Source organism: Mesorhizobium sp. M0518 (genome assembly GCF_040321125.1).
Lineage (GTDB): Bacteria > Pseudomonadota > Alphaproteobacteria > Rhizobiales > Rhizobiaceae > Mesorhizobium.
Map to the genome: position 1 here is coordinate 41,306 of NZ_JAMYQY010000028.1, position 25,924 is coordinate 67,229.

At 64.7% G+C, this 25,924-nt stretch carries 21 protein-coding genes; 9 read left to right on the top strand and 12 right to left on the bottom strand.

From position 1 onward, the window contains the following. Positions 1-24: 24 nt before the first annotated feature. Positions 25-1,269: a M24 family metallopeptidase gene (locus tag NKI66_RS28895; RefSeq protein ID WP_128304314.1), complete on the top strand. Its 1,245-nt coding sequence runs from the start codon at positions 25-27 to the stop codon at positions 1,267-1,269. A gap of 281 nt (positions 1,270-1,550) precedes the next feature. Here the strand turns inward: NKI66_RS28895 and NKI66_RS28900 are convergent, their stop codons facing one another. The 5 genes from NKI66_RS28900 to NKI66_RS28920 all read right to left on the bottom strand — a co-directional run bounded on the left by NKI66_RS28900 (position 1,551) and on the right by NKI66_RS28920 (position 7,616). Beyond that, on the bottom strand, positions 1,551-2,987 hold the full coding sequence (locus NKI66_RS28900; protein WP_352753757.1) for an amidase: 1,437 nt from the start codon (positions 2,985-2,987) through the stop codon (positions 1,551-1,553). Between the two features lie 321 nt (positions 2,988-3,308). After that, entirely contained in the window at positions 3,309-4,400 is a 1,092-nt protein-coding gene (locus NKI66_RS28905; RefSeq protein WP_023814186.1) for a Gfo/Idh/MocA family protein, read from the bottom strand. A 305-nt stretch (positions 4,401-4,705) separates the two neighbouring features. Beyond that, entirely contained in the window at positions 4,706-5,869 is a 1,164-nt protein-coding gene (locus NKI66_RS28910) for an ABC transporter substrate-binding protein (RefSeq protein WP_023813384.1), read from the bottom strand. Between the two features lie 68 nt (positions 5,870-5,937). Then, positions 5,938-6,792, bottom strand: coding sequence for an ABC transporter permease (locus NKI66_RS28915; RefSeq protein WP_023813385.1), 855 nt, complete (start codon positions 6,790-6,792; stop codon positions 5,938-5,940). Next, on the bottom strand, positions 6,789-7,616 hold the full coding sequence (locus tag NKI66_RS28920) for an ABC transporter ATP-binding protein (protein WP_023813386.1): 828 nt from the start codon (positions 7,614-7,616) through the stop codon (positions 6,789-6,791). The genes NKI66_RS28915 and NKI66_RS28920 overlap by 4 nt, the downstream gene beginning before the upstream one ends. A 336-nt stretch (positions 7,617-7,952) precedes the next feature. Here NKI66_RS28920 and NKI66_RS28925 point away from each other — a divergent pair, with 336 nt between their 5' ends. Then, complete coding sequence (locus tag NKI66_RS28925; RefSeq protein WP_352753759.1) at positions 7,953-8,897, top strand: MurR/RpiR family transcriptional regulator; 945 nt, start codon at positions 7,953-7,955, stop codon at positions 8,895-8,897. 116 nt (positions 8,898-9,013) lie between these two features. Then, entirely contained in the window at positions 9,014-10,828 is a 1,815-nt protein-coding gene (locus tag NKI66_RS28930) for an NAD(P)/FAD-dependent oxidoreductase (protein ID WP_023813388.1), read from the top strand. A gap of 234 nt (positions 10,829-11,062) precedes the next feature. Here the strand turns inward: NKI66_RS28930 and NKI66_RS28935 are convergent, their stop codons facing one another. After that, positions 11,063-12,295, bottom strand: a complete 1,233-nt coding sequence (locus NKI66_RS28935; protein ID WP_023813389.1) for an amidohydrolase/deacetylase family metallohydrolase — start codon at positions 12,293-12,295, stop codon at positions 11,063-11,065. Positions 12,296-12,324: 29 nt separating this feature from the next. After that, a complete protein-coding gene (locus NKI66_RS28940) occupies positions 12,325-12,690 on the bottom strand; it encodes a RidA family protein (protein WP_013528752.1) in 366 nt (121 codons plus the stop codon). A 219-nt stretch (positions 12,691-12,909) separates the two neighbouring features. On the opposite strand from NKI66_RS28940, the gene NKI66_RS28945 reads away from it, so the two are divergent. From NKI66_RS28945 to NKI66_RS28960, 4 genes are all read left to right on the top strand, one after another. Beyond that, positions 12,910-13,395, top strand: a complete 486-nt coding sequence (locus NKI66_RS28945; RefSeq protein WP_023813391.1) for a hypothetical protein — start codon at positions 12,910-12,912, stop codon at positions 13,393-13,395. A gap of 265 nt (positions 13,396-13,660) precedes the next feature. Further along, entirely contained in the window at positions 13,661-14,452 is a 792-nt protein-coding gene (locus NKI66_RS28950; RefSeq protein ID WP_023813393.1) for a COG4705 family protein, read from the top strand. Positions 14,453-14,882: 430 nt separating this feature from the next. Continuing rightward, positions 14,883-15,560, top strand: coding sequence for a winged helix-turn-helix domain-containing protein (locus NKI66_RS28955; RefSeq protein WP_023813394.1), 678 nt, complete (start codon positions 14,883-14,885; stop codon positions 15,558-15,560). Beyond that, the gene (locus NKI66_RS28960) at positions 15,557-16,930 is read left to right on the top strand and encodes a HAMP domain-containing sensor histidine kinase (RefSeq protein ID WP_023813395.1); all 1,374 of its coding nucleotides are present in this window, start codon (positions 15,557-15,559) and stop codon (positions 16,928-16,930) included. Before NKI66_RS28955 ends, NKI66_RS28960 begins: the two co-directional genes overlap by 4 nt. A gap of 223 nt (positions 16,931-17,153) precedes the next feature. On the opposite strand, the gene NKI66_RS28965 is transcribed toward NKI66_RS28960, so the two are convergent. Beyond that, complete coding sequence (locus tag NKI66_RS28965; RefSeq protein WP_023813397.1) at positions 17,154-17,582, bottom strand: Lrp/AsnC family transcriptional regulator; 429 nt, start codon at positions 17,580-17,582, stop codon at positions 17,154-17,156. A gap of 116 nt (positions 17,583-17,698) precedes the next feature. On the opposite strand from NKI66_RS28965, the gene NKI66_RS28970 reads away from it, so the two are divergent. Then, entirely contained in the window at positions 17,699-18,802 is a 1,104-nt protein-coding gene (locus NKI66_RS28970) for a saccharopine dehydrogenase family protein (RefSeq protein ID WP_352753761.1), read from the top strand. Positions 18,803-18,961: 159 nt separating this feature from the next. On the opposite strand, the gene lpdA is transcribed toward NKI66_RS28970, so the two are convergent. The 4 genes from lpdA to NKI66_RS28990 all read right to left on the bottom strand — a co-directional run bounded on the left by lpdA (position 18,962) and on the right by NKI66_RS28990 (position 24,192). Then, positions 18,962-20,359 carry a dihydrolipoyl dehydrogenase gene (lpdA, locus tag NKI66_RS28975; RefSeq protein ID WP_352753762.1) on the bottom strand — a complete coding sequence of 466 codons (1,398 nt, stop codon included), beginning with the start codon at positions 20,357-20,359 and terminating at the stop codon, positions 18,962-18,964. Between the two features lie 199 nt (positions 20,360-20,558). After that, positions 20,559-21,941: a dihydrolipoamide acetyltransferase family protein gene (locus NKI66_RS28980; protein ID WP_352753763.1), complete on the bottom strand. Its 1,383-nt coding sequence runs from the start codon at positions 21,939-21,941 to the stop codon at positions 20,559-20,561. 1 nt (position 21,942) lies between these two features. After that, a complete protein-coding gene (locus NKI66_RS28985) occupies positions 21,943-22,956 on the bottom strand; it encodes an alpha-ketoacid dehydrogenase subunit beta (protein ID WP_352753764.1) in 1,014 nt (337 codons plus the stop codon). Positions 22,957-22,959: 3 nt separating this feature from the next. Then, positions 22,960-24,192, bottom strand: a complete 1,233-nt coding sequence (locus tag NKI66_RS28990; RefSeq protein ID WP_352753765.1) for a 3-methyl-2-oxobutanoate dehydrogenase (2-methylpropanoyl-transferring) subunit alpha — start codon at positions 24,190-24,192, stop codon at positions 22,960-22,962. Positions 24,193-24,707: 515 nt separating this feature from the next. Between NKI66_RS28990 and holA the strand changes: the two genes are divergently transcribed. Next, positions 24,708-25,751, top strand: a complete 1,044-nt coding sequence (gene holA, locus NKI66_RS28995; RefSeq protein WP_352753766.1) for a DNA polymerase III subunit delta — start codon at positions 24,708-24,710, stop codon at positions 25,749-25,751. Positions 25,752-25,924 lie beyond the last annotated feature (173 nt).

Consider the following 25,924-nt stretch of genomic DNA (forward strand, 5'->3'; position numbering starts at 1 on the left):
GCCGCTTCGAACAGTGGGGAAATCATGACAGGCTTTGTCGATCGCAGGCGCGCGGCGCAACTGATGAAGCGCGCGGGCATCGCGGCGCTGGTGCTGTGCGCACCCGAGGCCTTCCACTATGCGACCGGCGCCTCGATCGGCCCGGCGGGACTGTTCCGGCGCGCCGGCGCCGGCTTCGTCGTCATCCCGGCCCGCCAAGGCCTGCCGATCGGCGTGGTGGTGGCGGATTTCAATGCGGGACAGTTGCAACTGGCTCTGCCCGACGCCGTCATCCGCAGCCACCCGATCTGGATCGAATTCGCCACGTTTGACGCCTCGAGGCCAGCGCAAGGGCTGGCGCGGCGCATAGTGGCCGGCTTTGGCTCGTCCGGCTGGACGCCTGCCATTACCCGGCCCGCTACATTCGAGTTGGCCAATTCCGTCCATGAGCTGAAGCAGATCCTGACCGGCTTCGGGCTCGAGCGCGCAACGATCGGCGTCGATCTCGATTTTGTTCCCGCCGCTGATTTCTCCGCCATGCAGGCGCTGCTGCCGGGCTGCACGATGGTCGACGGCTCGACCGTGCTGGACAGGCTGCGGGCCGTCAAGTCGCCGCGCGAGATCGATCTGCTGCAGCAAGGCATCATCCTGTCGGAGGCCGGGCTGGAGCGGCTGCAGGTCGATGCCATGGCCGGCATGCGTCAGGCCGATCTCATTGCCCTCTATCGGCAAGGCGTCGCCACGGCCGCGGCCGGCCTGTCCCATCCGGTCGCCACAGCCGAATATGTGACGCTCGGCGCCCGGCTCAAAAGCACCGATGCGAAAGCCATGCCGGGCGATCCGCTGAAGTGCGACATGGTCTGCACGGTCGGCGGCTACGCCTCCGACATGTCGCGCAACTTCACCTTCGGGCCGCCATCCGCCGAGCAGGCCGAACTGCACGCGATCGCCGAGCGGACCTTTGACGACGGGCTGGCATCCCTTGTTCCGGGAACCACGCTCGCCCAAGTGCATCGCGTCGCCACCGACAGCCTGGCGCGGCAAGGGCTGCGTACCTACCGCCGCGGCCATTTCGGCCATGGCGTCGGCCAGTCCGTCTTCTCAGAGCAATGGCCGTTCATTGCGGCCGACAGCGATGTCGTGATCGAAGCCGGCATGGTGCTGGCCTTCGAAATCCCGCTCTACATAGACCGCCTCGCCAGCTTCAATCTCGAGGACCAGTTCCTGATCACACCGGACGGGCCTGTTGCCATGAATCGTCTGCCGAGACGGTTGGAGAGGATTGGATAGCCGGCTTTGAGTCTGCACGCTGGAGATTGGCCGAAGCCTCCCCACCTTCGTCATCCACGGGCGGAGCAGGAGCGAAGCTCCGTCGCGGAGACCCGAGGATCCATGCCGTGACCTTGGCCGAGGAATGCAGCGGAGCAAAACTCTTCATCGTAGCGACGCTTTGAAGTCGCGGCATGGATCCTCGGGTCTGCGCTGCGTCGCTGCGCTCCTTGCTCCGCCCGTGGATGACGAAGCGATGGGCGGATTTGGCCAATCTCGAAGCCGCACGCGGTGCCCAGCACCTACCCACTCACCGCCGGCCTTCTCCCTCTCCACGGCATCTCCTGCTCCAGCTGTGCGGACGCGGCCAGCACCGTTGCCTCGTCGCCGTAGCGGCCGACCAGCTGCACGCCGATCGGGACGCCGCCTTTCGACCAGCCGAGCGGCAGCGAGATCGCCGGCTGGCCGGAGATGTTGAAGGGGAAGGCAAACACCGAGTCCGCCCATTTGGCGTTGTAGCGATCGATGTCTGTTTCCGACATGTCGTAATAGCCGAACGGGCGCGGCAGCTGCGTCAGGGTCGGGGTGATGAAGAGATCGTAGGCGCCGAGGTCGCCGACGATGTCGCGGCCGACCTGCCTGAGTTGCTCGACATCGGAGATGTGCCTCGTACCGCTGGTCGAACGGCCACGCTCGATGATCGCAAAGGTGACCGCCTCCACGTCGTTTGGCGTCACCGGCCGCCCCACCACCGTCTCAAGGTAGTCGAACGTCGCCGCCGTCTGCACGCAGGTCATGTTGGTGTAGGTCTTCCACACAGCATTGGCGTCGAGCGGCATGTCATGCTCCTCGACATGGTGGCCGAGGCGCTCGAGTGCCGCCACGGTCGCCAGCACCGCCGCCTTCACCTCCGGATCGATCGCCGTGCCGTTGGGCGGCGTGACGGAAAAGCCGATGCGCAGCTTCTTCGGCGCCCGTGCCGAGAGATCGAGCCAGGAACCGTCCGGGACCGGCGGCGTATAGGGGTCGCCCGGCAGCGCGCCGGCGACCGCATCGAGATAGGCCGCCGTATCACGTACGGTGCGCGAGCAGCAGAGAAAATAGGCGCCGCCATACCAATAGTCGCCGAACGGCGCGAGGCTGATGCGGCCGCGGGACGGTTTTAAGCCCACAATGCCGCAGCAGGAGGCCGGGATGCGGATCGAGCCTGCGCCATCGCTGGCCTCGGCGATCGGCACCATGCGCGACGCGATGGCCGCGGCAGCGCCGCCGCTGGAGCCGCCGGGCGTGATGCCTTCCTTCCACGGGTTCTTCGTCACACCGTAGAGTTTCGGCTCGGTGGTGATCGACCAACCGTTCTCCGGCGCGTTCGACTTGCCGACCAGCACCAGCCCGGCCGCCTTCATGCGGCGAACGACCTCGGTGTCGAAATCGGCGACAACGTCCTTCAGGTAGAATGAGGAGTTGGTGTTCGGCGCCCCGGTCCAGGACGAGGCCAGCTCCTTGAGCAGGAACGGCACGCCGGCGAAGGGCGCTGATGTGTCGACCGTTTCGGCCTGGGCGCGCGCCATGTCGTAGAGGCGATGGATGACCGCATTGAGCGCCGGGTTGAGCCGCTCGACCAGCGTGATCGCTGCCTCCACCAGTTCCGCCGGTGAAACCTGGCCGCTGTGCACCAGTCCAGCCAAGTCGAGCGCGTCGGACTCGGCATAGGTTTTCAGCAGACTTTCGGTGACCATGTCTCTCTCCCAATTTTTCAACGTCGTTCGTTGATCTTGCCAACGTTTGGCGCCGCCTCCCGGCACCCTCTGTCGAGAGGGACCAAGGCACTCAAGAAACCTAGCTTTTCGCCCTACGAATACCCCCACCCCTAACCCCTCCCCACAAGGTGGAGGGGGATTCTGTAGGCGCTGAACTCGGCAAATCACAGGCGTTTAACACCGAGGATGAAGAGCGCGGCAGCTTCCCTCCCCCTTGTGGGGAGGGTTAGGGTGGGGGTCCTTCTTCGCCAGAATCCATATGCGACAGCCTCGAATGGGGACGGGGAGACGGGAATTGCGTCAGGCCAGGTCGATGGTCCGCCCGAGCGCGATGCTCTGTTCGGCGGCGAGCACGATGCGCAGGCTGTTGACCGCTGCATCCATCTGCTCGGTCAGGTCGAGATCCTCGCGGATGGCGCGCAGGAAGAAGGCCTGCTCGCGGTCGCAGAGTTCCTGGTGGCCGGGCTCGTCCTCCATGCTGACGATCTCGTCGGGCTTGGAGAAATTCTTGTCGCCATCGACAGCGGCATAGTGGATCTTCAGCGCGTCGGTCTTGGTGTGGCGGTCGATGTCGGCGGAGTTCGACACCTCGGCGGTGTCGGCGGCGCTGCTCGCCTGCTGTCCGGCGACGATCGACACCGCGCCCTTGGGGCCGACCACGTCCTTCACGAAATAGGCCGTCTCGCTCATCATCGGACCCCAGCCGGCTTCGTACCAGCCGACCGAGCCGTCATCGAAGGTCACGTGCAGGTGGCCGTAATTCTGCTTGTCGGCTTCCGCCCAGAGCTTGACGCCGATGCCGTGCACGCGCACCGGCTTGGCGCCGGTCAATTGGCACATGACGTCGACATAGTGGACGCCGCAATCGACGATCGGGATCAGCGAATCGATCAGGTTCTTGTGCCAGTGCCAGGCACTGCCGCTGCTCTGCTGGTTGAGGTTGAGCCGCATGACCAGCGGCTTGCCGAGTGTCTTGCCGACCTCGATGAACTTGATCCATGACGGGTGGACGCGCAAGATATAGCCGAGCACCAGCTTGCGGTTCTTGGCGCGCGCCGCCGCGACAACCTTCTCGGCATCCTCATTGTTGGTGGCGAGCGGCTTTTCCATGAACACATGGCAGTTGGCGGCGATCGCCTTCAGCGCATATTCGGCATGGGTGTTCGGCCAGCTGTTGATCGAGACGGCGTCCGGTTTCGTCTCCTTCAGCGCCTGGTCGAAATCCTCGTAGAGTGGGTAGCCGGCTAATTCTCCTGGTATCCTCGTGTTGCTCTTGATCGAGCGGCTCATGATGCCGACGATCTCGAAACCGTCGAGCCGGTGATAGGCGCTGGCATGCGACGCACCCATATTGCCGAGACCCACCACCAGCACTTTAACCTTGTCGGACACCGCTGCCTCCCAATTGATTGAATTGTGGACGGCGATCAGCGCCGCCGCTCACTGCCCTTCCTCTCCCCCGTCGATCGGGGGAGAGGTGTCGAGCGCAGCTCGACGGAGTGGGGGTCGACCTTCGCCGCCCGCCTAATATTTCTTGCGCGTCGGATTGTGCCTGTCTTGCGGCGACTGCGCGTTTGGCGAACGCCTTCCCCCACTCCGTCGCCGCTTCGCGGCGCCACCTCTCCCCCCTCCGGAGGGAGAGGAAAGGAGCCCGGCAGGGCAATGAGGGGCGGCGCCGGCATGATCCGTTTGCGCCCCTACTTGATCGCCGAATCGAACAGATGTGCCTTGATCTTCTCGACATCGAGCGCGGCAAAGCCTTCCGACAGCTTGTATCCGTCGGCATCGGCCTTGACCTTGGCCTTGTCGAAATCATTGGCCGGACCGATCAGGTCGTTGGTGCAGACATCCTCGGCCTTCACCGGGGCGGTGATCTGGCCGATCTTGTGGATCTCGTCGAAAAAGCCCTGCCAGCTCGCCATGTCGTGCGAGCCCCAGCCGCCGCGCTTGTCCATGTCGCCACGGAAGACATTGATCTGCTGCAGGATCGAGGTGGTGCCGAGCTCGGGCCCGAGATTCTTGGCCAGCGTCGGGAACTGCTCGAACACCGCTTCGACCGCCGCGCGGGGATTCTGGTAGCCGAATTCGAGGCCCATCGCCCAGCCGCGCAGATACTTTTCCAGCAACGCCTTCTTGTCGGCATCCTCGAGGTCGGCGGCGCGCACGACGAAGGTGTTGGCCGGCAGCTTGGAATTCTGCACGCCGAGCCAGTATTCGAAGTCGAGCCCCTTGGCGATCCATTCGGCACGCAGCCCTTCCCATGCCAAAGCGGCGTCGCCCTGGCCGCCGGCCAGCGCCGTGCCCCAGGTCGGCCAGCCGGCCTCGACATATTTCACCTTCTTGATGTCGACGCCTTGTGCGGCCAGCAGCGGGTCGGTGATCGACTGCCAGGCGGCGGAGCCGAGCAGGATGGTCTTGCCTTCCAGCTTCTTCAGATCGTTCGACCCCTCGCCCTTGCGGAAGGCGATGCTGAACGTGTCGCGGGCGCCCATGTGGAACACCGACTTCAGCTTCATGCCGTTCTGGATGGCGAAGGAGAACACGCCGGGCGACGGGAAGCCCATATCCGCCTGGCCGACATCGACGAACTTCACCGTCGCGGTGCCGTCCGACGGCCCCGGCTGCATGTCGGTGTCCAGCCCATCGAAATAGCCGGCCTTCTTGGCCGCCCAGTAGGGATAGTCGTCGAGCACTTCGAGCGTGCCGCGCGGCGAGATCCAGGTGAATTTTCCGTAGGGTTCGGCCCTGGCCTTGAGGCCGGTGGCGCCGAGCGCCGTGGCGGTCACCAGCCCAGCGCCGGTCACCTGCAGGAAAGTGCGGCGGCTGATCCCCGCCGGATTAATCGAGATTTTTTTGGTCATGGCATTCCCCTTTTTTGTTTGATTTCGGTCTCTTGCCGCCCGCCTCCCGGGCGTTCATATCCTTGTGTTCAAGCCTCCCAGCTCGCCCACTTCTTGCCGATCAGGAAGAACAGCACGTAGATCAGGATGCCGAGCGTCGACAGGATCAGCACCACGGCGAAGAACTGCGGCATCTGGATCATCGACGAATAGGTCGTCAGCCGGTTGCCGAGGCCGAAACCGCCGCCGACCATTTCGGCGCCGACCGCTGTCAGCAGGCCGAAGATGGCGCCGATCATCAGCCCGACCAGGATCATCGGCAGCGCCATCGGCGCGCGGATCTTCCAGAATATCTGCAAGGTGCTGGCGCCATAGGAGCGCGCCAGCGCGATCTTGGCGCTGTCGACGCGGCGAAAGCCGGTCGCGGCATTGATCATCACCATCGGCCCGGCGGCCAGCGCCACCGCGATGATGCGCGGCGTGTAGCCGAAGCCGAAGCGCAGGATCAGAAGCGGCACCAGTGCCAGCATCGGCGTGGTGACCAAGAGCAGGATGTAAGGCGCGACGATCTTCTCGGCGAACGGGAACTGGGTGATGACCGCGGCCAGGATGAGGCCGATGACGGCGCCGATGGCGAAACCGGACACCAGCTCGACCAGCGTGTAGCCGAGATGCGGCGCGATCAGCGGAAACTCGTCGAACAGCGCATAGGCGATCGAGCTTGGCGGCGGCATGATGTAGAGCGGCACATGAAACAGCCGCAGCGCCAGTTCGATGCCGCCGATGATGATCACCGCCACGGCAAGAATGGCCGCCACCTCCTTGCCCGACTTGATGCCGGGGCCGCTGGCGAAGGCCGACAGATTGGTCAGGCTGACCTCATGGCCGTCGCCCGACTTGGCACCAGACTTGGACTTGGAGAATTCCGGGATCGTGTCGCTCACGGCCTGATCCTCACGATCTCGGCGCTCGGGCGCTCCGGCGCTTTTGGCCGCGTGCGTTCGCCGACAATGTCCATCTTGATACGGTTGGTGAGGTCGAAGACCTCTTTCGTCGCCATGATCTCCAGCGAGCGCGGCCGGGGAAACGGCACGCGATACTCCTTGGCGACGCGGCCAGGCCGGGCGCTCAGCACCACGACCCGGTCGGAGAGGAAGATCGCCTCCTCGATCGAGTGGGTGATGAAGACGATGGTTGTCTTGGTGTCGAGCCAGATCTCCTCGACCAGCCGGTTCATCTCCTCGCGGGTAAAACTGTCGAGCGCGCCGAACGGCTCGTCCATCAAAAGCACCGAGGGCTTCAGCGCCAGCGCCCGCACGATCGCCGCGCGCTGCTGCATGCCGCCCGACAGTTCGCGCGGAAATTTGCCGCCGAAGCCGTCGAGCCCGACCCGGTTGAGCAGATGCGCGATCCACGCCCGGTCCGGCTTCTCGCCCTTGATCTCGAAGGGAAAGCGGATGTTGGCATCGAGATTGCGCCACGGCAGAAGGTTCGCTTCCTGGAAAACGATGCCGATATCGGGATGCGGACCGGTGATGGCCTTGCCGTCGAGCCGGATCTCGCCGCTGGTCAGGCTGTGCAGGCCCGACATCGACCACAAGAGCGTGGTCTTGCCGCAACCGGAAGGACCGACGATCGAGACGATTTCGTTGGCGCTGACATCGAGGCTGCAACGGTCCAGCGCCAGCAGGTCGCCGGAGGCCGTGTGATAGATCTTGGTCGCGGCCTGCACGCCAAGCTTCGGCTTTTTTGCATCGCCCGTGTTCATCTGCCCCCCGGGAAGATTGCGCGATGATCCATTGGCTCATCCCCAGCGAAAATCAGTCTGTAACTATCCTACTTTCCTGTCAAGCGCCGACGATGGCAGCCGTACCACGAAAATCGGTTAGTATGCCTATCTATTTGTTTTAACATCAGTTTTACAACCTTGAAATGCATGTTGCTTTCCTACATACTCGGAACTGACACGTATCGGAGAGGAACGGAGGAAGGTGAGCTTTACCCAACGACACGCTGCGGTTGCGATGCGGCCGGGCACGTGGAGCCAGGGCGTGCAAACATGCTAAGACGGCGGCCTCGCAACCCAGGGAAAGACCAGGACCCCATGACCGAAGCTGGCAGCCAGGACGAGCCTGTTCCAGACCAGGATGCCCAGGGGCGCGATCCTGTCCGGCGCATTCCCGACATCATCTCGCTGGTCAAGGATTCCTACAGCGAATTGCGCCCGGCCGAACGGCGTGTCGCCGATGTCGTGCTCGACGACGTCAAATATGCCGTCGACGCGTCCAACGCCGCCCTTGCCCAGCGCGCCGGGGTCAGCGAACCGACGGTGACCCGGTTCTGCCGCGCCATCGGCTGCGAGGGTGTGCGTGACTTCAAGCTGAAGCTGGCGCAGAGCCTCGTCGTCGGCGCGCTCTATCTGGCCAAGTCGCCCTCCGTCAGCAATGACAATGGCATGCCGTTCTGGAACGCCGTGTTCGGCGAGGCGCGCCAGGCGCTGCAGGAGGCCGAGCGGCAGCTCGACCCGGCGCAGCTGCAGAAAGCCGCCGAGCTGATCGCCAAGGCGCGCCAGGTTACGGTCTTCGGCCTCGGCGGCAGCTCCTCGGCGCTGGCGCAGGAAACCCAATACCGGCTGTTCCGCTACGGCATCACAGTCAGCGCCCAGTGCGACCCCTATCTGATGCGCATGACCGCCTCGACGCTCAAGCCGGGCGATCTGGTGATCGCCATTTCGGCGACGGGACGCACCCGCGAGGTGATCGAGGCCGTCGAGCTCGCCAAGCATTACCGCGCCAACGCGATCGCCGTGACCGCGCCCGACACCGAACTCGCCCGCGCCTGCGACGTCAGGCTGACGGTGGCGGTGCCCGAATACCCCGACACGCTGAAGCCGACGGCCTCGCGCTTCGCCTTCCTGGCGGCGATCGACCTTCTGGCGGTGGCCTCGGCCTACAAGCTCGACGGTTCGGCCCGCGAGACGGTGCGCCGCATCAAATACAACGCCCAGATCCACCGCACCGGCAAGGAGATGGAGCCGCTCGGAGACTAGCTCCCTTCTCCCCGTTCACGGGGAGAAGGTGCCGGCAGGCGGATGAGGGGGGGCGCCGCGTTCGACAATTGAGATTTTTACGCCGTGTGCGGCGTGTTGCAGGAAGAGGGAAAGACATGCTCGAGATAGCCCCATCGAAACAGGCAGCCGCATGGCTCGGGTCCTTTGCCAAGGTACTCGAAGCGGGAGACGCGGCGGCCGCGACCAACCTGTTTGTCGATGACTGCTACTGGCGCGATCTCCTGACCTTCACCTGGAACATCACGACCATGGAAGGCCGCGAGGCAATCGCCGAAATGCTGAAAGCTGCGCTGGCGACGACCAAGCCCAGGGCATGGCAACTGACCGGCGAGGCGATCTCGGACGAGGGCACCATCGAGGCCTGGTTCAGCTTCGAAACCGCAGTGGCCAGGGGAGAGGGCATCATGCGGCTGCGCGACGGCCGCTGCTGCACGCTGTTCACGGCAATGACAGACCTGAAAGGGTTCGAGGAGCGCAAGGGCGCAGACCGGCCACTCGGCGTGCGCCACAAGGCCGATCCCCAGCGCGAGACCTGGTCGGAGGCGCGGGCGCGCGAGACGCGCGAGCTCGGCACCGAGGAACAGCCCTACTGCCTGGTCATCGGCGGCGGCCAGGGCGGCATCATGCTGGGGGCGCGGCTGCGCCAGCTCGGCGTGCCGACCATCGTCATCGAGAAGAATGCGCGGCCGGGCGATTCCTGGCGCAACCGCTACCGCACCCTCGTGCTGCACGATCCGGTCTGGTACGACCATCTGCCCTACATTCCCTTCCCCGAAAACTGGCCGGTGTTCACGCCCAAGGACAAGATGGGCGACTGGCTGGAAATGTACACGCGCGTCATGGAGCTCAACTACTGGGTCGCCACCAAATGTCTCAGCGCGTCCTATGATGAGGCCGAAAAAGTCTGGACCGTGGTGGTCGACCGCGTCGGCCGGCAGATCACGCTGAAGCCCAAGCACATCGTCTTCGCCACCGGCGCCTATGGCCCGCCACGGCGGATCGATCTGCCGGGTGCCGACCGGTTCAAGGGCGAATTGCTGCACTCCAGCCAGTATGCCAGCGGCGACAAATTCCGGGGCAGACGTGTCGCTGTCATCGGCGCGGCAAGCTCCGGCCACGATGTCTGCGTCGACCTCTGGGAAAGCGGCGCCGAGGTCACCATGATCCAGCGTTCACCGACGACGGTGGTCAAATCGAGCACGCTGATGGAAGTCGGCTTCGAGATCTTCTCGGAAGACGCACTGGCGCGCGGCATCACCACCGAGAAAGCCGACATGATCGTCGCCTCGACACCGTTCGCGCTGGTGCCCAAGGGTCAGCGGGCGCTCTACGAGGTGATCAAGGCGCGCGACGCGGCCTTCTATATCAGCCTGCGCGCCGCCGGCTTCGCCATCGATTTCGGCGACGACGAGACCGGCCTTTTGATGAAGGCCTACCGCACCGGCTCCGGCTACTACATCGATGTCGGCGCCTCCAGCCTGATCATCGACGGCGAGATCGGCGTCCGCAGCGGCGTCGCCATCAAGTCGCTGACACCGAGCGGCATTCTGTTCGAGGACGGCAGCGAACTCGCCGCCGACGCCATCATCGCCTGCACAGGCTATCAGTCGATGAACGAGACGGTGGCGGCGATCGTCTCACGTGAAGTCGCCGACAAGGTCGGCCCCTGCTGGGGATTGGGCTCTGGCGTCAAGGGCGACCCCGGCCCTTGGCAGGGCGAGCTGCGCAACATGTGGAAGCCGACCGCGCAGGAAGCGCTGTGGTTCCACGGCGGCAATCTGGCGCTGTCGCGCTTCTATTCGAAATATGTGGCGCTGCAGATCAAGGCGCGGATGGAAGGCATTGAGACGCCGGTTTTTGGGGCGGTTAGCAATTCAAGCAACGAGCGTCCTATGGATTCGTCATCCTAGGGCGAAGCAAGGAGCGAAGCGACGCGGCGCAGACCCTAGGATCCATGCCGCGCCATTCGTGCACGCGAAAGCGGACCAGAATCGGCTTTCAATGCACCAACGGCGATGAAGGGCCTATCGAACAACCATCCTGATCCGTCGCATTCTTCGGCAATGGTCACGGCATGGATCCTCGGGTCTGCGCGTCCGCTTCGCTTCCGCTCCGCCTGTGGATGACGAAGTCGCGCAGAACTTTCACTCATGCCGGTGCCCAAAGTGCCTCGCCGCCACCTCGACATGCGTGTGTGACGCCTGCGCCACGAAACGCTCGGTCTCGTTGTGATCAGCCGCCTCGTTCGGCCACCAGGTGCCGCCAATAACGATGCCTTCCGACACCAGCCTCTGGTCGGCGACCAATGACACGCCGACCGCATCGACAAAGGTGAAGCGGCCCGGGCGCTGGCGGAGCACGGCGACATCGCCGACGGTGCCCACCGCCAGCGTGCCGAGATCAGGCCGCGCGATCGCCCTCGCCGGCGCTTGCGTGGCGGCGCGCAGGACCTCGACCAGCGGCATGCCGAGCGCCAGCAGCTTCGACATGCAGACCAGGATGTCGAAGGCCGGCCCATCGACGCAGTAGAGATGCACGTCGCTCGAGATCACGTCCGGGGCCAGCCCTTCCTCAAGCATGGCGCGGGCGACGGCGAAATCGAACGAGCCCATGCCGTGGCCGATGTCGAAGATGACGCCGCGCTCGCGCGCCAGCCGCATGTCGGGCCGCACCGCGCCGGAGGCGAACACCGGCGCATTGGGAAACGGCCGGAAGCAGTGGGTGAGGATGTCACCCTTGCGCAGGCGCGGCAGCACTTCCGAGCGGCCGGGCGGCGGCTCGTCGATATGCGCCATCAGCGGCAGGCCAGCCTGGTCGGCGGCCTCCAGCGCCAGATCCACCGGGGCGATGCCGCTGGTGCCGCCGGCATGCTTGCCGGAGCGGACTTTTACGCCGACCACGACATCGCGGTGTTCACGCACCGCCGCGACCACCTCGCGCGGTTCGCACAGCCTGAGGTCGCTACACTCGCCGACCGACACCGTCTGCGAGAAGCCGAAAATGCCGGCAAAGGAAATGTTGACATAGGCCAGGATGCGGACCTTCGACCGCTCCATGACATGGCGGCGGAAGCCGAGGAAATTGCCGGCTCCCGCACTGCCCGCATCGATGAAGGTGGTGGTGCCGCTCTTGGCGGCCAGCCGGTCGGCATCGACGCCAAGCGACGTGCCGCCCCAATAGACGTGGCTGTGCAGGTCGACCAGGCCCGGCGTGACGATGCAGCCGCCGGCATCGACGATCTGCGCGGCGCTGGTCACCGGGATATCGGCATCGACAGCGGCAACGCGGCCATTGGCGATGGCGACATCGCGCGGCGCATCGATCCCGGACGCCGGATCGATCAGCCGTCCACCCTTCAGCAGGAGGTCGAATTGCATTTGGGGTCACCTCCGCTTGGTTGCTTTGCCTACAGAGGCCGGTAGGCGACCGCCTCGACCTCGATCTTGATGTCGATCATCAGCCGCGATTCGACCGTGGTGCGGGCCGGCGGGTTTTTGGGGAAGTGCCGGGCATAGACCGCGTTGAAGGCGCCGAAATCGCGCGCATCTTCCAGCCAGACCGTGGTCTTCACCACATCGTCCATGGTGCAGCCGGCCAGCGCCAGCGCGGCCTTGATGTTGGCGAGCACCTGCTCGGTCTGTTCCGATATGCCGCCCTTGACCACGATGCCGTCGCTGCCGACGGGAACCTGGCCCGAGACATAGACGAGATCGCCGGCCCGCACGGCTGGCGACAACGGCACATGCGACGTTCCAAAACACTGTTTCGGCAAGGGAAGCCTCCTCTGATGACAGGACCGGGTGCCATGGCAGCGCCCGCTTCGATCGACATTTACGCCGATCGGGGCGATCCTCATAGGGGCCTTGTTGGAAAGCAACATTCTTCGAAATCCGCGTTGCTTTATTACATGAGCGCTTGCATCGTACGCGCTGGCGGGCGACTTGGGAGCTGTAACGCACAGACGCATTTGCCAGAGCGGAGACACCCAGCAATGACTTACGACAAGAACCCGTTTCCATCAGGCGATACCGATCGCCACGCGCTCTGGGAAATGCTGGTGCGGCGCGACATCGACGCCTTCATCGGCCAGGATTGGGCCATGGTCGAGGATGATTTCGTCGCCGAGAGCTTCTTCGGCATGCATGCGCATTTCCTGCACAACGCCGACGCCTGGCGGCTGCAGTTTCCAAGGCTCGAAGTCTACCGCGACGAATGGCTGCGCCAGGCCAGGGAGACGGCGGCGACCAAATTCGCCGAGCCGCTGCGCGAGGCGCTGTTTCGCGTAACCAACATGCGCGACATCGATGTCGACGGCGACCGCGCTGTGCTGCACAAGAAATTCGACGGCTCGGTTGCCAAGGCGGACGGCAGCGTCGATCGCTTGAAATGGCAGACGCTGTATTTCTGCAGCAGGGTCGGCGGCAGCTGGAAGATCGCTGGCTTCGTCGGCTACATGCCGCATCCGCTCGGCAGCTAGAACCACCGATCACTAGAGCGCAGGTGGGTCGGGCCGAACGTGCGGCCCGGCATCGCGCCCGCCATCAGCGCGCCGTTGAACAGCGATGGCGGATGCAAGGCGCCGCATTCCATCAAACGCACCGCCAGGCATTCGCAATGCCTTTTGCGCGCCATTCTTACGAATTTGTATGCCGCCGGACAGGCCGGTGTGAACTCGTTTGCTTACGATGCGCGGGGTGGATCGCCGCCGCCCCGCCGCAACCGTCGACCTCTGGACTTCAGCCATGCTCGCGCCCAACAGGCAACAACCCGCCGCACCGAGCCACAACAGGGTTCCCGACGTCACCCTCGACTTCTGGCTGATCAAGCTGATGGCGGTCACCACCGGCGAGACCGCGGCGGATTATCTTGCCGACACAATCGGGCTTGGGCTGACCGCCACCTCGCTGATCATGACCGGCATCCTGACCACGGCCCTTGTCCTGCAGTTTACGCGGAAACGCTATGTGCCGTGGGCCTACTGGCTGGCGGTGGTGCTGATCAGCATCGTCGGCACGCTGGTGACGGACAACCTCGTCGACAATTTCGGCGTGCGCCTGCAGACGACGACCATTGCCTTCTCGGTCGCGCTCGCCGCGACGTTCGCGGTCTGGTACGCCAGCGAAAGGACGCTGTCGATCCACACCCTCTTCACCACCAGGCGCGAGATCTTTTACTGGCTGGCGATCCTCTTGACCTTCGCTCTCGGCACCGCCGCTGGCGATCTCGTCGCCGAAAGCTTCGACATGGGCTACCTCACATCGGGGCTGCTGTTCGGCGGCGTCATCGCGCTGATAGCGCTCGCCTACTGGCTGCTCAGTCTCGACGGCATCCTGGCCTTCTGGCTCGCCTATATCCTGACGCGGCCGCTCGGCGCTTCCTTCGGCGACCTGCTGTCGCGGTCGGCCAGGCATGGCGGCCTGGGTCTCGGCACCATCTTCACCAGCCTGCTCTTCCTCGGCTGCATCATTGCGCTCGTCCTGCACATGACCCTGAAGGGCGACGAGGCCGATGAGATCCTCCTGGAATCGGATTGACCTCAGCGTGTGCGTGCGCTGACCAAGTGCAGAGCAGAATGGAAGTTTTCTTCAGTAGCGATCCTTCACACCCCCCTCTGGCCTGCCGGCCATCTCCCCCGCAAGGGGGGAGATTGACTGTACCTCCGCTTTCGCCAATCCTCGAATGTTGCAAGAGTTGCAAGAGGGGTGGGGGGATCGAAGCTGCCGATCTCCCCCCTTGCGGGGGAGATGCCCGGAAGGGCAGAGGGGGGTGCTGTCCCGCGGGCGTCGGGTTCCGCATCGCTACGCGGCTCGGAGATGTCACGGCATCCCAAGGACGAAGCCAGGAAAGCTTCCGCCAATCGCGAATGTATGACGAAAGCGCCACCATACCTGCGCGTCGTGACATCCTAGGAACAAGCCCGTGCCGGTGATAGCCTCTCCATCTCGGCAACGGACCGGACCTTTCATGCGACTGCTTCTCGTCGAGGACGACCACAGGACGGCCGCCTATATCGTCAGGGGACTGACCGAGGCCGGCCATGTCTGCGACCTCCTGCGCAACGGACATGACGCGCTGTTCGCGGCGACCCGGGGCAATTACGACGTGATCATCGCCGATCGGATGATCCCCGGCCTCGACGGCCTGTCGATGATCAAGGCGGTCCGCGCCGCCGGCGTGCGGACGCCGGCGATCTTTCTCACCTCGGTCGGCGGCATCGACGACCGCGTCGAGGGGCTCGAGGCTGGCGGCGACGACTATCTGGTCAAGCCCTTCGCCTTTTCCGAGCTTCTCGCCCGCATCAACGCGCTCGGCCGGCGGCCGGCCGCGCAGGAGCAGAAAACCGTTCTACGGGTTGCCGACCTCGAGATGGACCTGATCATGCGACGCGTCATCAGGCGGGGCCAGACGATCGACCTGCAGCCGCGGGAATTCAGCCTGCTGGAAGTGCTGATGCGCGGCGAAGGCCGTGTCATCACCCGCACCATGCTTCTGGAGCGCGTCTGGGATTTTCATTTCGATCCCAGGACCAGCGTCGTCGAGACCCATATCAGCCGGCTGCGGGCCAAGGTCGACAAGCCCTTCGAAACCCAGCTCATCCACACCGTCCGCAACACCGGCTACAGCCTGCACGCGCCGTCATGACCGGAACATGGTCCCGCCTGCTGCGCAGCACGCCGTTCCGGCTGGCCCTGACCTTCGCCTTCCTGTTCGTGCTGGCCTTCGTCCTGTCGGGCGCCATCGTCTACCAGATGATGAGCGCCGATCTTGCCGAGCGGCTCGACGACACCATCAAGGAGACCTACGCGGTGGTCGCCGCGACCTATGCCGAGAACGATCTCAAGGAGCTGGTTGAGACCGTCGGCAGCCACTCCCTGCGCAGCCTCAAGAAGGAGCAGCTGTTTTCGCTGACCGACGCGACGGGCAATCGCCTGGCCGGCAACTTCACCGCGGCAGGGCTCCCCGACGGCTTCTCGATGTTCGACACCGAAATGCCCGGCGTGCCGCCCGGCGCCGAGTACCGCGCCTATTCCGGTCCGGTCGGCGGCAACACCCTGACCGTCGCCTTCAGCCTTTCCGAGACGGAGGAGCTGGAGAGGATCGTGCTGATGAGCTTTGGCTGGGGAACCCTGATCATCACCGGGCTGGCGGTCGCCGGCGGCGCCCTGCTGGCCTCGCGGGTCCAGCGCCGTCTCGACGGCATCGCCGCCACCATGGTGGATGTCTCGCACGGACGGCTGGACACCCGCATTCCGCTGACCGGCAAGGGCGACGACATCGACATCGTCTCCAGCCAGGTCAATGCCGCGCTCGATCGCCTGTCGGCACTGGTCGAAGGCATGAAACAGGTCAGCGCCAACATCGCCCACGACCTGAAGACGCCGCTCAACCGGTTGCAGATGATCCTCGACACCGCATCGGAAAAGAATCTGTCGGGCCAGAAGATCGCGGCTGAGCTGGCCGAAGCGCATGCCGAGAGCCTACAGATCAACGAGACCTTCGATGCGCTGCTGCGCATCGCCCAGATCGAGGCCGGCGCGCGCCGGGCGCGGTTCACCGATGTCGATCTGGGCGAGGTGCTGCAGACCATCGCCGAGATCTATGCCGATGTTGCCGAGGACGACGGAAAGTCGCTGTCGTTGGCGCAACCACAGGAAACGACGGACCGGATCCATGGCGATCGCGAGCTGTTGACGCAGATGTTCGCCAATCTGGTCGAGAACGCGCTGCGCCATTGTCCATCGGGCACGACGATAAAGCTGTCGGCGACGCGCCAGGGCGAACGCGTCGTTGCCGGTGTCGCCGACAACGGTCCCGGCATTCCCACCGACGAACATGAAAAAGTGTTTCAGCGGCTTTATCGGCTGGACCATAGCCGGTCGACATCCGGCAGCGGGCTGGGTCTCAGCCTTGTCAGGGCCATCGCCGACCTGCATGGCGCGTCGATTACGCTTGAGGATTGTCGGCCTGGCCTTGAGGTGGCGGTGAGCTTTCCGCCGGCGCTGGATTGGTAGGCGAAATGAACCATTCGTCCAATGCCTGAGGTAAGGAAATTGGCGAAAGCCGAAGTGACGGCCAATCTCCCCCCTTGCGGGGGAGATGCCTGGCAAGGCAGAGGGGGGTGCTGTCCCGCCGACCTGTCGATCTGTCACACGGCGCAGATGGCCGAGGCTAGCGCCTGAGCACCCCCCTCTGGCCTGCCGGCCATCTCCCCCGCAAGGGGGGAGATCAGCAGCTTCACCTATCTATCCGCGTCGACAGGATGATCGACGACAAAGTCCGCTCGACTCCGTCCATGGCGCCGATCTGGTCGAGCAGCATGTCGAGGTCGCGGATCGACGGCGCGTCGACGATGACGATCATATCGAAATTGCCGCTGACCGAATGCAGCGTCCTGACCGTCGCCAGGCCGCGCAGGGCGCGCACCACCTTGTCGGCGAGCTTGGGCGTCACGGTGAGCAGCACATGTGCCCGCACCAGCCCCTGCTCGTAGTCCGGCGCCAGCCGCACGCCATAGCCTGATATGATGCCGCGCTGCTCCAGCCGTTCGATCCGGCTCTGTACCGTGGTCCGCGAGACGCCAAGCCGCCGCGCCAGCTCGGCGGTCGAGGCGCGCGCATTCTCGCGCAGCAGGGAAAGCAGGGCTTGTTCGGCGTCACTGAGCATTTCGACGATTCTTCTCGGCAGACTAGCCAAATAGATGGTTTCGTTTCGAACAAAACCACGCTTCCATTCGACGGGCAAGCTGCGAATCTGGGCTTACAATCAGTGAGGGATCGGTCATGAAGAAAATTGTCGTTGTCGGCGCCGGAAAGATCGGCTCGACCATTGCCGAGATGCTCGCCGCCACGGGGGATTATCAGGTCACGCTCGTCGACCGCTCGGCAGCACAGCTCGCTGCCGCCGAACTGCCGGCCACGGTTGCGACGCTGGAGCTCGACATCGAAGCATCCGGCACGCTTGAAGCCGCACTTGCCGGCAAATTCGCGGTGCTCAGCGCCGCTCCCTTCCATCTGACCACGTGCATCGCCGAGGCAGCGGCCAGTGCCGGCGTGCACTATCTCGACCTCACCGAGGATGTCGTCTCGACCCGCCGCGTCAAGGAATTGGCGCGCTCGGGCAGAAACGCCTTCATCCCGCAATGCGGCCTGGCGCCGGGCTTCATCTCGATCGTCGCCAACGATCTCGCCAGCCGCTTCGACACGCTGGAGAGCGTGCGCATGCGCGTCGGCGCTTTGCCGCAATACCCGTCCAACGCGTTGAACTACAATCTGACCTGGAGCACCGACGGCGTCATCAACGAATATTGCGAGCCATGCGAGGCGATCGTCGAGGGCGAACTGGTCGAGGTGCCGCCGCTGGAGGAGCGCGAGGAATTCTCACTCGACGGCGTCACTTACGAAGCCTTCAACACCTCCGGTGGGCTCGGCACGCTGGCCGAGACGCTGAAGGGCAGAGTGCGCACGCTGAACTACCGCACCATCCGCTACCCCGGCCACGCCGCGATCATGAAGGCGCTGCTCAACGACCTTGGCCTGCGCCACCGCCGCGACGTGCTGAAGGACATTTTCGAGAGCGCCCTGCCGGCGACGCTGCAGGACGTGGTCATCGTCTTCGTCACCGTCTCGGGCCGCAAGAACGGCCGCCTGCTGCAGGAGACCTACGCCAACAAGATCTACTCGAAGCGTATCGGCGACCAGGTACGCAGCGCCATCCAGATCACCACGGCGTCCGGCATCTGCGCCGTGCTCGATATGCTCGCCGACGGCAGCCTGCCGGCGAGCGGTTTCATCAAGCAGGAAGACATCGCGCTCGACGCATTCCTAGCCAACCGCTTCGGCCGCGCCTATGCCCAGCACGAGATGGTGAGCCGGCTGGCGAGCTGAAGTTCTTCACCCTCCCCCTTGTGGGGAGGGTCGGCTCGCATGCGTAGCGAAGCGTAGACTGCGAGACGGGGTGGGGTGAGCGCTGACGGTCGGCGAGGACCCCCACCCCGCTCCGCTTCGCGGATCGACCCTCCCCACAAGGGGGAGGGTAAGCATCCCTCAAATATGCAGCGCGTGCCCCAGCGCCTTGAGCGCCGCTTCCTGGAACCCTTCGCCCTGCGTCGGATGCGCATGGATCGTGCCGGCAATGTCCTCCAGCCGCGCGCCCATCTCCAGCGCCAGCCCGAATGACGCCGCCAGTTCCGACACACCTTGCCCGACCGCCTGGATGCCAAGCACCAGATGGTTGTCGGCCCGCGCCACGACGCGGACGAAGCCGTCTTCGCCCAGCTTCGTCATCGCCCGGCCATTGGCGGCGAACGGGAACATGCCGATCTTGATCTCGCCGCCCAGAGCCCTGGCCTCTTCCGGTGAAAGACCAGCGGTGACGAGTTCCGGATCGGTGAAGCAAACGGCGGGAATGGCGCGCTTGTCCCAGTTGCGCTTGTGACCGGCGATGATCTCGGCGACCATCTCGCCCTGGGCCATCGCCCGGTGCGCCAGCATCGGCTCACCGGTGACGTCACCGATGGCAAAGATGCCGCGCATCGAGGTGCGGCACTGCTCGTCGATGCGGATGAATTTGCCAGCCATATCAAGGTCGATCTGCTCGAGCCCCCAGCCTTCGGTCACCGGCTTGCGGCCGACCGTCACCAGGATCTTGTCGGCGGCGACCTTGGCGCTCTTGCCGTCCGATGTCTCGATCAGCAGCGCGTCGCCCTTGGTTGAAAGCCCCTTGGCCTTGGCACCCAGCATCACCTCGATGCCGAGTGCGTTGAGCCGCTTGACGACCGGCCGGGTCAGCTCCGCGTCGTATTGCGCCAGCACCCGCGGCAGGGCTTCCACAACGGTCACTTTGGCGCCCATCTTGGCGAAGGCCATGCCGAGTTCCAGTCCGATATAGCCGCCACCAACGACGGCAAGTTTTTTTGGCACCTCACCGAGTGCCAGCGCCTCGGTTGAGGAAATCACCGGACCGCCAAAGGGCAGGAACGGCAGTTCGACCGGCGTCGAGCCGGTGGCGATGACGATCGCCTCGGCGCGGATCACTTGGCTTCCCGTCTCGGTCTCGACCTCCACAGTCTTGCCGTCGCGAAAGCTCGCCCAGCCATGCACGGTCTTCACGCCTGCCTTCTTGAGCAGGCCGGCGACGCCGCTGTTGAGCCGGCTCACGATGCCGTCCTTCCAAGTGATCGTCTTAGCCAGGTCGAGCGTCGGTGCGGTGAGCGAAATGCCAAGCGGGCTCTTGCCGCCCGCCATGTGTGAGACCCTCTCGAACTCTTCCGCCGCATGGATCAGCGCCTTGGATGGGATGCAGCCGACATTGAGGCAGGTGCCGCCCGGTTTGCCGGCCTCGACGATTACCGTATCGACGCCGAGCTGTCCCGCGCGGATGGCGCAGATGTAACCGCCAGGACCGGCGCCGATGACCAGCAGCTTGCAGGAGATTTCTTTCATGGGGATACGCTCTTTTTGGTGAGGAAGGCCCCCTCATCCGGCCGCTTCGCGGCCACCTTCTCCCCGCTGGGGAGAAGAGACTGGCGCCTGCGCTGACGACCTCCTCTCCCCTCGGGGAGAGGTCGGATTGCCCCGAATTGCCTTTGCAATTCGGCTGGCAATCCGGGTGAGGGGGACTTCGACATCGGCCTCATCACCCTCAATCCACGAAAATCAGCGCCGGTGTTTCCAGCAGCGTCTTTATCCGCTGGATGAACACCGCCGCGTCCCAGCCGTCGATGACGCGATGGTCGAAGCTCGACGACAGGTTCATCATCTTGCGCGGCATGAACTGGGTGCCGTCCCACACCGGCCGCACCATCATCTTGTTGACGCCGATGATCGCCACTTCCGGATGGTTGATCACCGGCGTCGTCGCCACGCCGCCCATGGCGCCGAGCGAGGTGATGGTGATGGTCGAGCCGGACAGCTCGTCGCGTGTCGCGGTGCCGGACTTGGCAGCCTCGGCCAACCTGATGACCTCAGTGCCGCATTCCCAGATGTCGCGCGCCTCGGCATGCCTGACCACCGGCACCACCAGCCCCGACGGCGTCTGCGCGGCAATGCCGATATGGATGCCGCCATGCTGGTGGATGATGCCGGCCTCGTCGTCGAACAGCGAATTGAGGTTGGGCTGGTCCGCTATCGCCTTGACCATCGCCCGCATCAGGAACGGTAGCAGCGTCAGCTTCGGCCGCTCCACGCCCGGGCGCTTCTCCTTGTTGAGTGCGGCGCGCAATTCCTCCAGCGCGGTGACGTCGATCTCCTCGACATAGGTGATGTGCGGGATGCGCGATTTGGACAGCGTCATCTTCTCGGCGATCTTGCGCCGCAGCCCGACCACCTTGATGTCCTGTATCGTATCGTTGCGGGCGAGACCGGATGTCCTGGCGACCTGCGGGCCGCGCGCCAGGAACGCCTCGATATCCTCATGGCCGATGCGCCCGGCAGGGCCGCTCCCCGCAACCTGCCGGAGATCGATGCCCGCCTCTTTTGCCCGCAGACGGACGGCCGGAGAGGCCAACGATCTTTCGCCCTCGGGACGGGGTGCGCCGGCGGGCGCGACAACTCCGGACGTCGGCGCAGTACCCCCGCCCCTAGCCCCTCCCCACAAGGGGGAGGGGGATTCTGTCTGCGCTGCTCGCACGCTTTTTGCGGAGGACTCTGATGATGGCGAAGTAGATTTTGCTCCGCCCTTGGAGGCCGTGGCGCGTCCCCCTCCCCCTTGTGAGGGGCTAGGGGTGGGGGTACTCTCAGCCGTGACTTTTGCCGGCGTCGCACCACCCGCAACATTGCCCTCGCCCGCCACCTTCAGCCGCACGATGGGCGAGCCGATCGCCACCGTGTCGCCGATCTCGGCGCCCAGCCACAGGATTTCGCCGTCGACAGGCGACGGGATTTCGACCGTCGCCTTGTCGGTCATGACGGCGGCAAGCACGGTGTCCTCGCGCACCATGTCGCCGATCTTGACGTGCCATTGGACGAGCTCGGCTTCGGCGACACCCTCGCCGACATCGGGCAGCTTGATGATGTGTTCGCCCATCTCAGGCCCCCATGGTTTCAAGCAAAGCACGGCCTACCCGGGCGGGACCGGGGAAATAGTCCCATTCCTGCGCATGCGGATAGGGCGTGTCCCAGCCGGCAACGCGAGCGACCGGCGCTTCGAGGTGATAGAAGCAGTTTTCCTGCACCAGGGCCGACAGTTCGGCGCCGAAGCCCGACGTCAGCGTCGCCTCGTGCACGATGACGCAGCGCCCAGTCTTCTTGACCGAGGCGACGATCGTGTCGAGATCGAGCGGCAAAAGGGTCCTGAGATCGATGATCTCGGCATCGATGCCGGTTTCCTCGACCGCGGCCTGCGCGACATAGACCATGGTGCCGTAGGCGAGCACGGTGAGGGCCGAGCCTGCCCGGCGGATCGCCGCCTTGCCGAGCGGCACGGTGTAGTGGCCGTCGGCGACCTCTCCGAGCTCATGTTTCGACCACGGCGCCACCGGCCGGTCGTGATGGCCGTCGAAAGGGCCGTTGTAGAGCCGCTTCGGCTCCAAAAAAATCACCGGATCGGGGTCTTCGATCGCCGCGATGAGTAGCCCTTTGGCGTCATGTGGGTTGGACGGCACCACGGTCTTCAGTCCCGACACATGGGTGAACAGCGCTTCCGGGCTCTGGCTGTGCGTCTGGCCGCCAAAAATGCCGCCGCCGGTCGGCATGCGCACCACGATCGGACAGGTGAAATCGCCGTTGGAGCGGTAACGCAGCCGTGCCGCTTCCTGCGTCAGCTGGTCGTAGGCCGGATACATGTAGTCGGCAAACTGAATCTCCACGCACGGCTTCAGGCCATAGGCGGCCATGCCGATGGCCGAGCCGACAATGCCGGATTCGTTGATCGGCGCATCGAAGCAGCGGCTCTTGCCGTATTTGGCCTGCAGGCCTTGCGTGCAGCGGAATACGCCGCCGAAGAAGCCGACATCTTCGCCGAACACGACGACTTTGTCGTCGCGCCCCATCGACACGTCCATGGCATCGCGAATGGCCTCGATCATGGTCCGTCTCGGCATGGCTCAAACCCCCGCCTGCTGGCGCTGGCGTCTGAGATGCGGCGGCATCTCGGCATAGAGCCCTTCGAACATGTCGCGTGTCGACGGCTTGCCGCCGGCATGCAGCGTGCCGTGGCTTTCCGCTTCCTTCTGCGCCGCGATGACCGTGTCGAGGATTTCCGCCTCGGCCTGCGCGTGCCGCTCGTCCGACCAGACGCCGAGCGCGATGAGATGGTTCTTCAGCCGCACGATAGGGTCGCCGAGCGGCCAGGCGTCGGATTCGGTCTTTGGCCGGTAGGCCGAGGGATCGTCCGAGCTCGAATGCGCGCCGGCACGGTAGGTGACATATTCGACCAGCGTCGGCCCGAGATTGCTGCGCGCCCGCTCCGCCGCCCATTTGGCCACCGCATGGACGGCAAGATAGTCGTTGCCGTCGACGCGCAATGACGGGATGCCGAAGCCGAGGCCACGGGCGGCAAACGTGCCCGAGCCGCCGCGCGCAATGCCCTGGAAAGTAGAGATCGCCCACTGGTTGTTGACGACGTTGAGCACGACGGGCGCCTTGTAGGTGGAGGCGAACACCAGTGCCGAATGGAAGTCGGACTCGGCCGTCGAGCCATCGCCGATCCACGCGGCTGCGATCTTCGAATCATTGCTGATTGCCGACGCCATCGCCCAACCGACCGCCTGGATGTACTGCGTCGCCAGATTGCCGGAGATCGAGAAGAAGCCGTGCTCCTTCGACGAATACATGATCGGCAATTGCCGGCCCTTCAGCGGGTCGGCCTCGTTGGAATAGATCTGGTTCATCATCGTGACCATCGGGTAGCCGTCGGCGATGAGCAGGCCGGCCTGGCGATAGGTCGGAAAGTTCATGTCGCCCGGCGCCAGCGCCTTGCGGAAGGCGCAAGCCACCGCCTCTTCGCCCAGATGCTGCATGTAGAACGAGGTCTTGCCCTGCCGCTGAGCCATCTGCATGCGCGCATCGAAGGTCCGCAGCGTCATCATGTGGCGCAGACCGGTCAAAAGTTCCTCATCGGAGAGCAGCCCGGCCCAGGGGCCGACGGCTTCGCCATTGCGGTTCAGCACACGGATGATCGAGAAGGCATGATCGCGGATGGCGCGCGGATCGACGGAGATTTCGGGGCGCGGCACCGAGCCGGCCTTCGGGATCGGCACATTGGAAAAGTCAGGCGTTCCGCCCGGCCGCACTTCCGGCTCAGGAACGTGAAACCGCAACATCCCAGCATCGGCCATGACCTTTGTCCTCCAATGTTGCCTGGTGCCGATATTTGCATATCTGCGCCGCCAAGCCAGTGCGAATTCGTCGGGGTAGCCTGCGGACGTCGGTCCCGGCCGCGCCGGCCGATCCAGCCTCCCCAGCACCAAGATGAAGATATGTCGACGAAATTTCTTGTCGATGTTGGGGGACGGCGCGCAATTAGGGAGAAGGTTGGGCTGGGTTTGCCGGAAGATAAGGTGATTGGCGAAGGCGGCGAAGCGTAATCTCCCTCCTTGAGGGGGAGATGGCCGGCAGGCCAGAGGGGGTCGGTTCGACTGGATGCGACCTCCTTGCGGCAGATGAAGGTTAGCGCTCCACGCGCAACGACCCCCTCTGTCGCCTTCGGCGACATCTCCCCCTCAAGGGGGGAGATTACGCGCTCCGCCGCTTTTGCCAATCTTCCACGCTGCGAGAAATCACGCGCATCATCCTTTGCCCCAATCACCAACCTCCATTCACCCCGCCCCCGCATCATGCTAACCAACCCGCCATGGCACAGAAGAAAGCTTACGAGGTCGATGGGTGGTTGGCGCGGCCGGACCAGCGCATCTCGATCGTGCTGCTTTACGGCCCCGATCGCGGCCTCGTCTCCGAGCGGGCGAAGGCCTTTGCCGGCAAGACCGGCCTGCCGCTCGACGATCCCTTCTCGGTGGTCAGGCTCGAGGGTTCGGAGGTCGACCGCGACGAGGGCCGGCTGCTCGACGAAGCCCGCACCGTGCCGATGTTTTCCGACCGGCGGCTGCTGTGGGTGCGCAATGCTAGCGGCCAGAAGGCATTGGCCGACGACGTCAAGGCGCTGACGGCGGAGCCCGCGCGCGATGCCATCATTCTCATCGAGGCCGGCGATCTCAAGAAGGGCGCCGGGCTGCGCGCCATCGTCGAGGCGGCGGACAACGCCATGGCGCTGCCGTGCTACGCCGATGAGGCGCGCGACATCGACGGCGTCATTGATGCCGAACTGGGCAAGGCCGGCATGTCGATGACCATGGAGGCGAGGCAGGCGCTGCGCCGCAATCTCGGCGGCGACCGGCTGGCCTCGCGCGGCGAGATCGAGAAGCTCGTGCTCTACGCCCATGGCCAGAACGAGATCGGGCTGGAGGAGGTCAAGGCGATGTCGGGCGACGTCTCCGGCGCCTCTTTCGACGACGCGGTCGACGCGCTCCTCGAAGGCAAGATCGGCGACTTCGACACCGCCTTCACCCGCCATTGCCAGTCTGGCGGCCAGCCCTTCCTGGTGCTGTCCTCGGCAATGCGGCAGTTGCAGCAGATCCAGACCATGCGCGGCCAGATGGAGTCCGGCAACCGCAACGCCGCCTCGGTCGTCGCCGCCGCCCGCCCGCCGGTGTTTTTCTCCAGACGCAAGCTGGTCGAGAAGGCGCTGGAACGTTGGAACGTCGACGCGCTCAGCCGCGCGCTGATGCGGCTGCAGACGGCGGTGCTGCAGACCAGGCGGCGGCCGGATCTATCGGTGGCGTTGGCGCGGCAGGCGCTGCTGGGTATTGCCGTGGAGAGCAGCCGGCTGGCGCAGAGGTAGGAGATTGGCCAATCTCCCCCCTCGTGGGCCTGTTGCAAAATTGTGTGGATGTGATTCCCTGTTTTTGAACCAGGGATCTTGCGATGACGACGAAGCCGAGCGGTCAGTTCAGTTTTGTGGAGGCTCTGCTGCCGCAGGGTCTTGGTCGGAGCGGTCGCCTGGACCGGTTGTCG

Bases quoted from the DNA above. Each gene is read 5' to 3' on its own strand.
- NKI66_RS28985 (WP_352753764.1), bottom strand. From the start codon at position 22,956: ATGCCGAGACGGACCATGATCGAGGCCATTCGCGATGCCATGGACGTG.
- NKI66_RS28990 (WP_352753765.1), bottom strand. From the start codon at position 24,192: ATGGCCGATGCTGGGATGTTGCGGTTTCACGTTCCTGAGCCGGAAGTG.
- NKI66_RS28955 (WP_023813394.1), top strand. From the start codon at position 14,883: ATGCGACTGCTTCTCGTCGAGGACGACCACAGGACGGCCGCCTATATC.
- NKI66_RS28935 (WP_023813389.1), bottom strand. From the start codon at position 12,295: ATGCAATTCGACCTCCTGCTGAAGGGTGGACGGCTGATCGATCCGGCG.
- NKI66_RS28980 (WP_352753763.1), bottom strand. From the start codon at position 21,941: ATGGGCGAACACATCATCAAGCTGCCCGATGTCGGCGAGGGTGTCGCC.
- NKI66_RS28900 (WP_352753757.1), bottom strand. From the start codon at position 2,987: ATGGTCACCGAAAGTCTGCTGAAAACCTATGCCGAGTCCGACGCGCTC.
- holA (WP_352753766.1), top strand. From the start codon at position 24,708: ATGGCACAGAAGAAAGCTTACGAGGTCGATGGGTGGTTGGCGCGGCCG.
- NKI66_RS28945 (WP_023813391.1), top strand. From the start codon at position 12,910: ATGACTTACGACAAGAACCCGTTTCCATCAGGCGATACCGATCGCCAC.
- NKI66_RS28930 (WP_023813388.1), top strand. From the start codon at position 9,014: ATGCTCGAGATAGCCCCATCGAAACAGGCAGCCGCATGGCTCGGGTCC.
- NKI66_RS28950 (WP_023813393.1), top strand. From the start codon at position 13,661: ATGCTCGCGCCCAACAGGCAACAACCCGCCGCACCGAGCCACAACAGG.
- lpdA (WP_352753762.1), bottom strand. From the start codon at position 20,359: ATGAAAGAAATCTCCTGCAAGCTGCTGGTCATCGGCGCCGGTCCTGGC.
- NKI66_RS28925 (WP_352753759.1), top strand. From the start codon at position 7,953: ATGACCGAAGCTGGCAGCCAGGACGAGCCTGTTCCAGACCAGGATGCC.
- NKI66_RS28910 (WP_023813384.1), bottom strand. From the start codon at position 5,869: ATGACCAAAAAAATCTCGATTAATCCGGCGGGGATCAGCCGCCGCACT.
- NKI66_RS28970 (WP_352753761.1), top strand. From the start codon at position 17,699: ATGAAGAAAATTGTCGTTGTCGGCGCCGGAAAGATCGGCTCGACCATT.
- NKI66_RS28965 (WP_023813397.1), bottom strand. From the start codon at position 17,582: ATGCTCAGTGACGCCGAACAAGCCCTGCTTTCCCTGCTGCGCGAGAAT.
- NKI66_RS28895 (WP_128304314.1), top strand. From the start codon at position 25: ATGACAGGCTTTGTCGATCGCAGGCGCGCGGCGCAACTGATGAAGCGC.
- NKI66_RS28920 (WP_023813386.1), bottom strand. From the start codon at position 7,616: ATGAACACGGGCGATGCAAAAAAGCCGAAGCTTGGCGTGCAGGCCGCG.
- NKI66_RS28960 (WP_023813395.1), top strand. From the start codon at position 15,557: ATGACCGGAACATGGTCCCGCCTGCTGCGCAGCACGCCGTTCCGGCTG.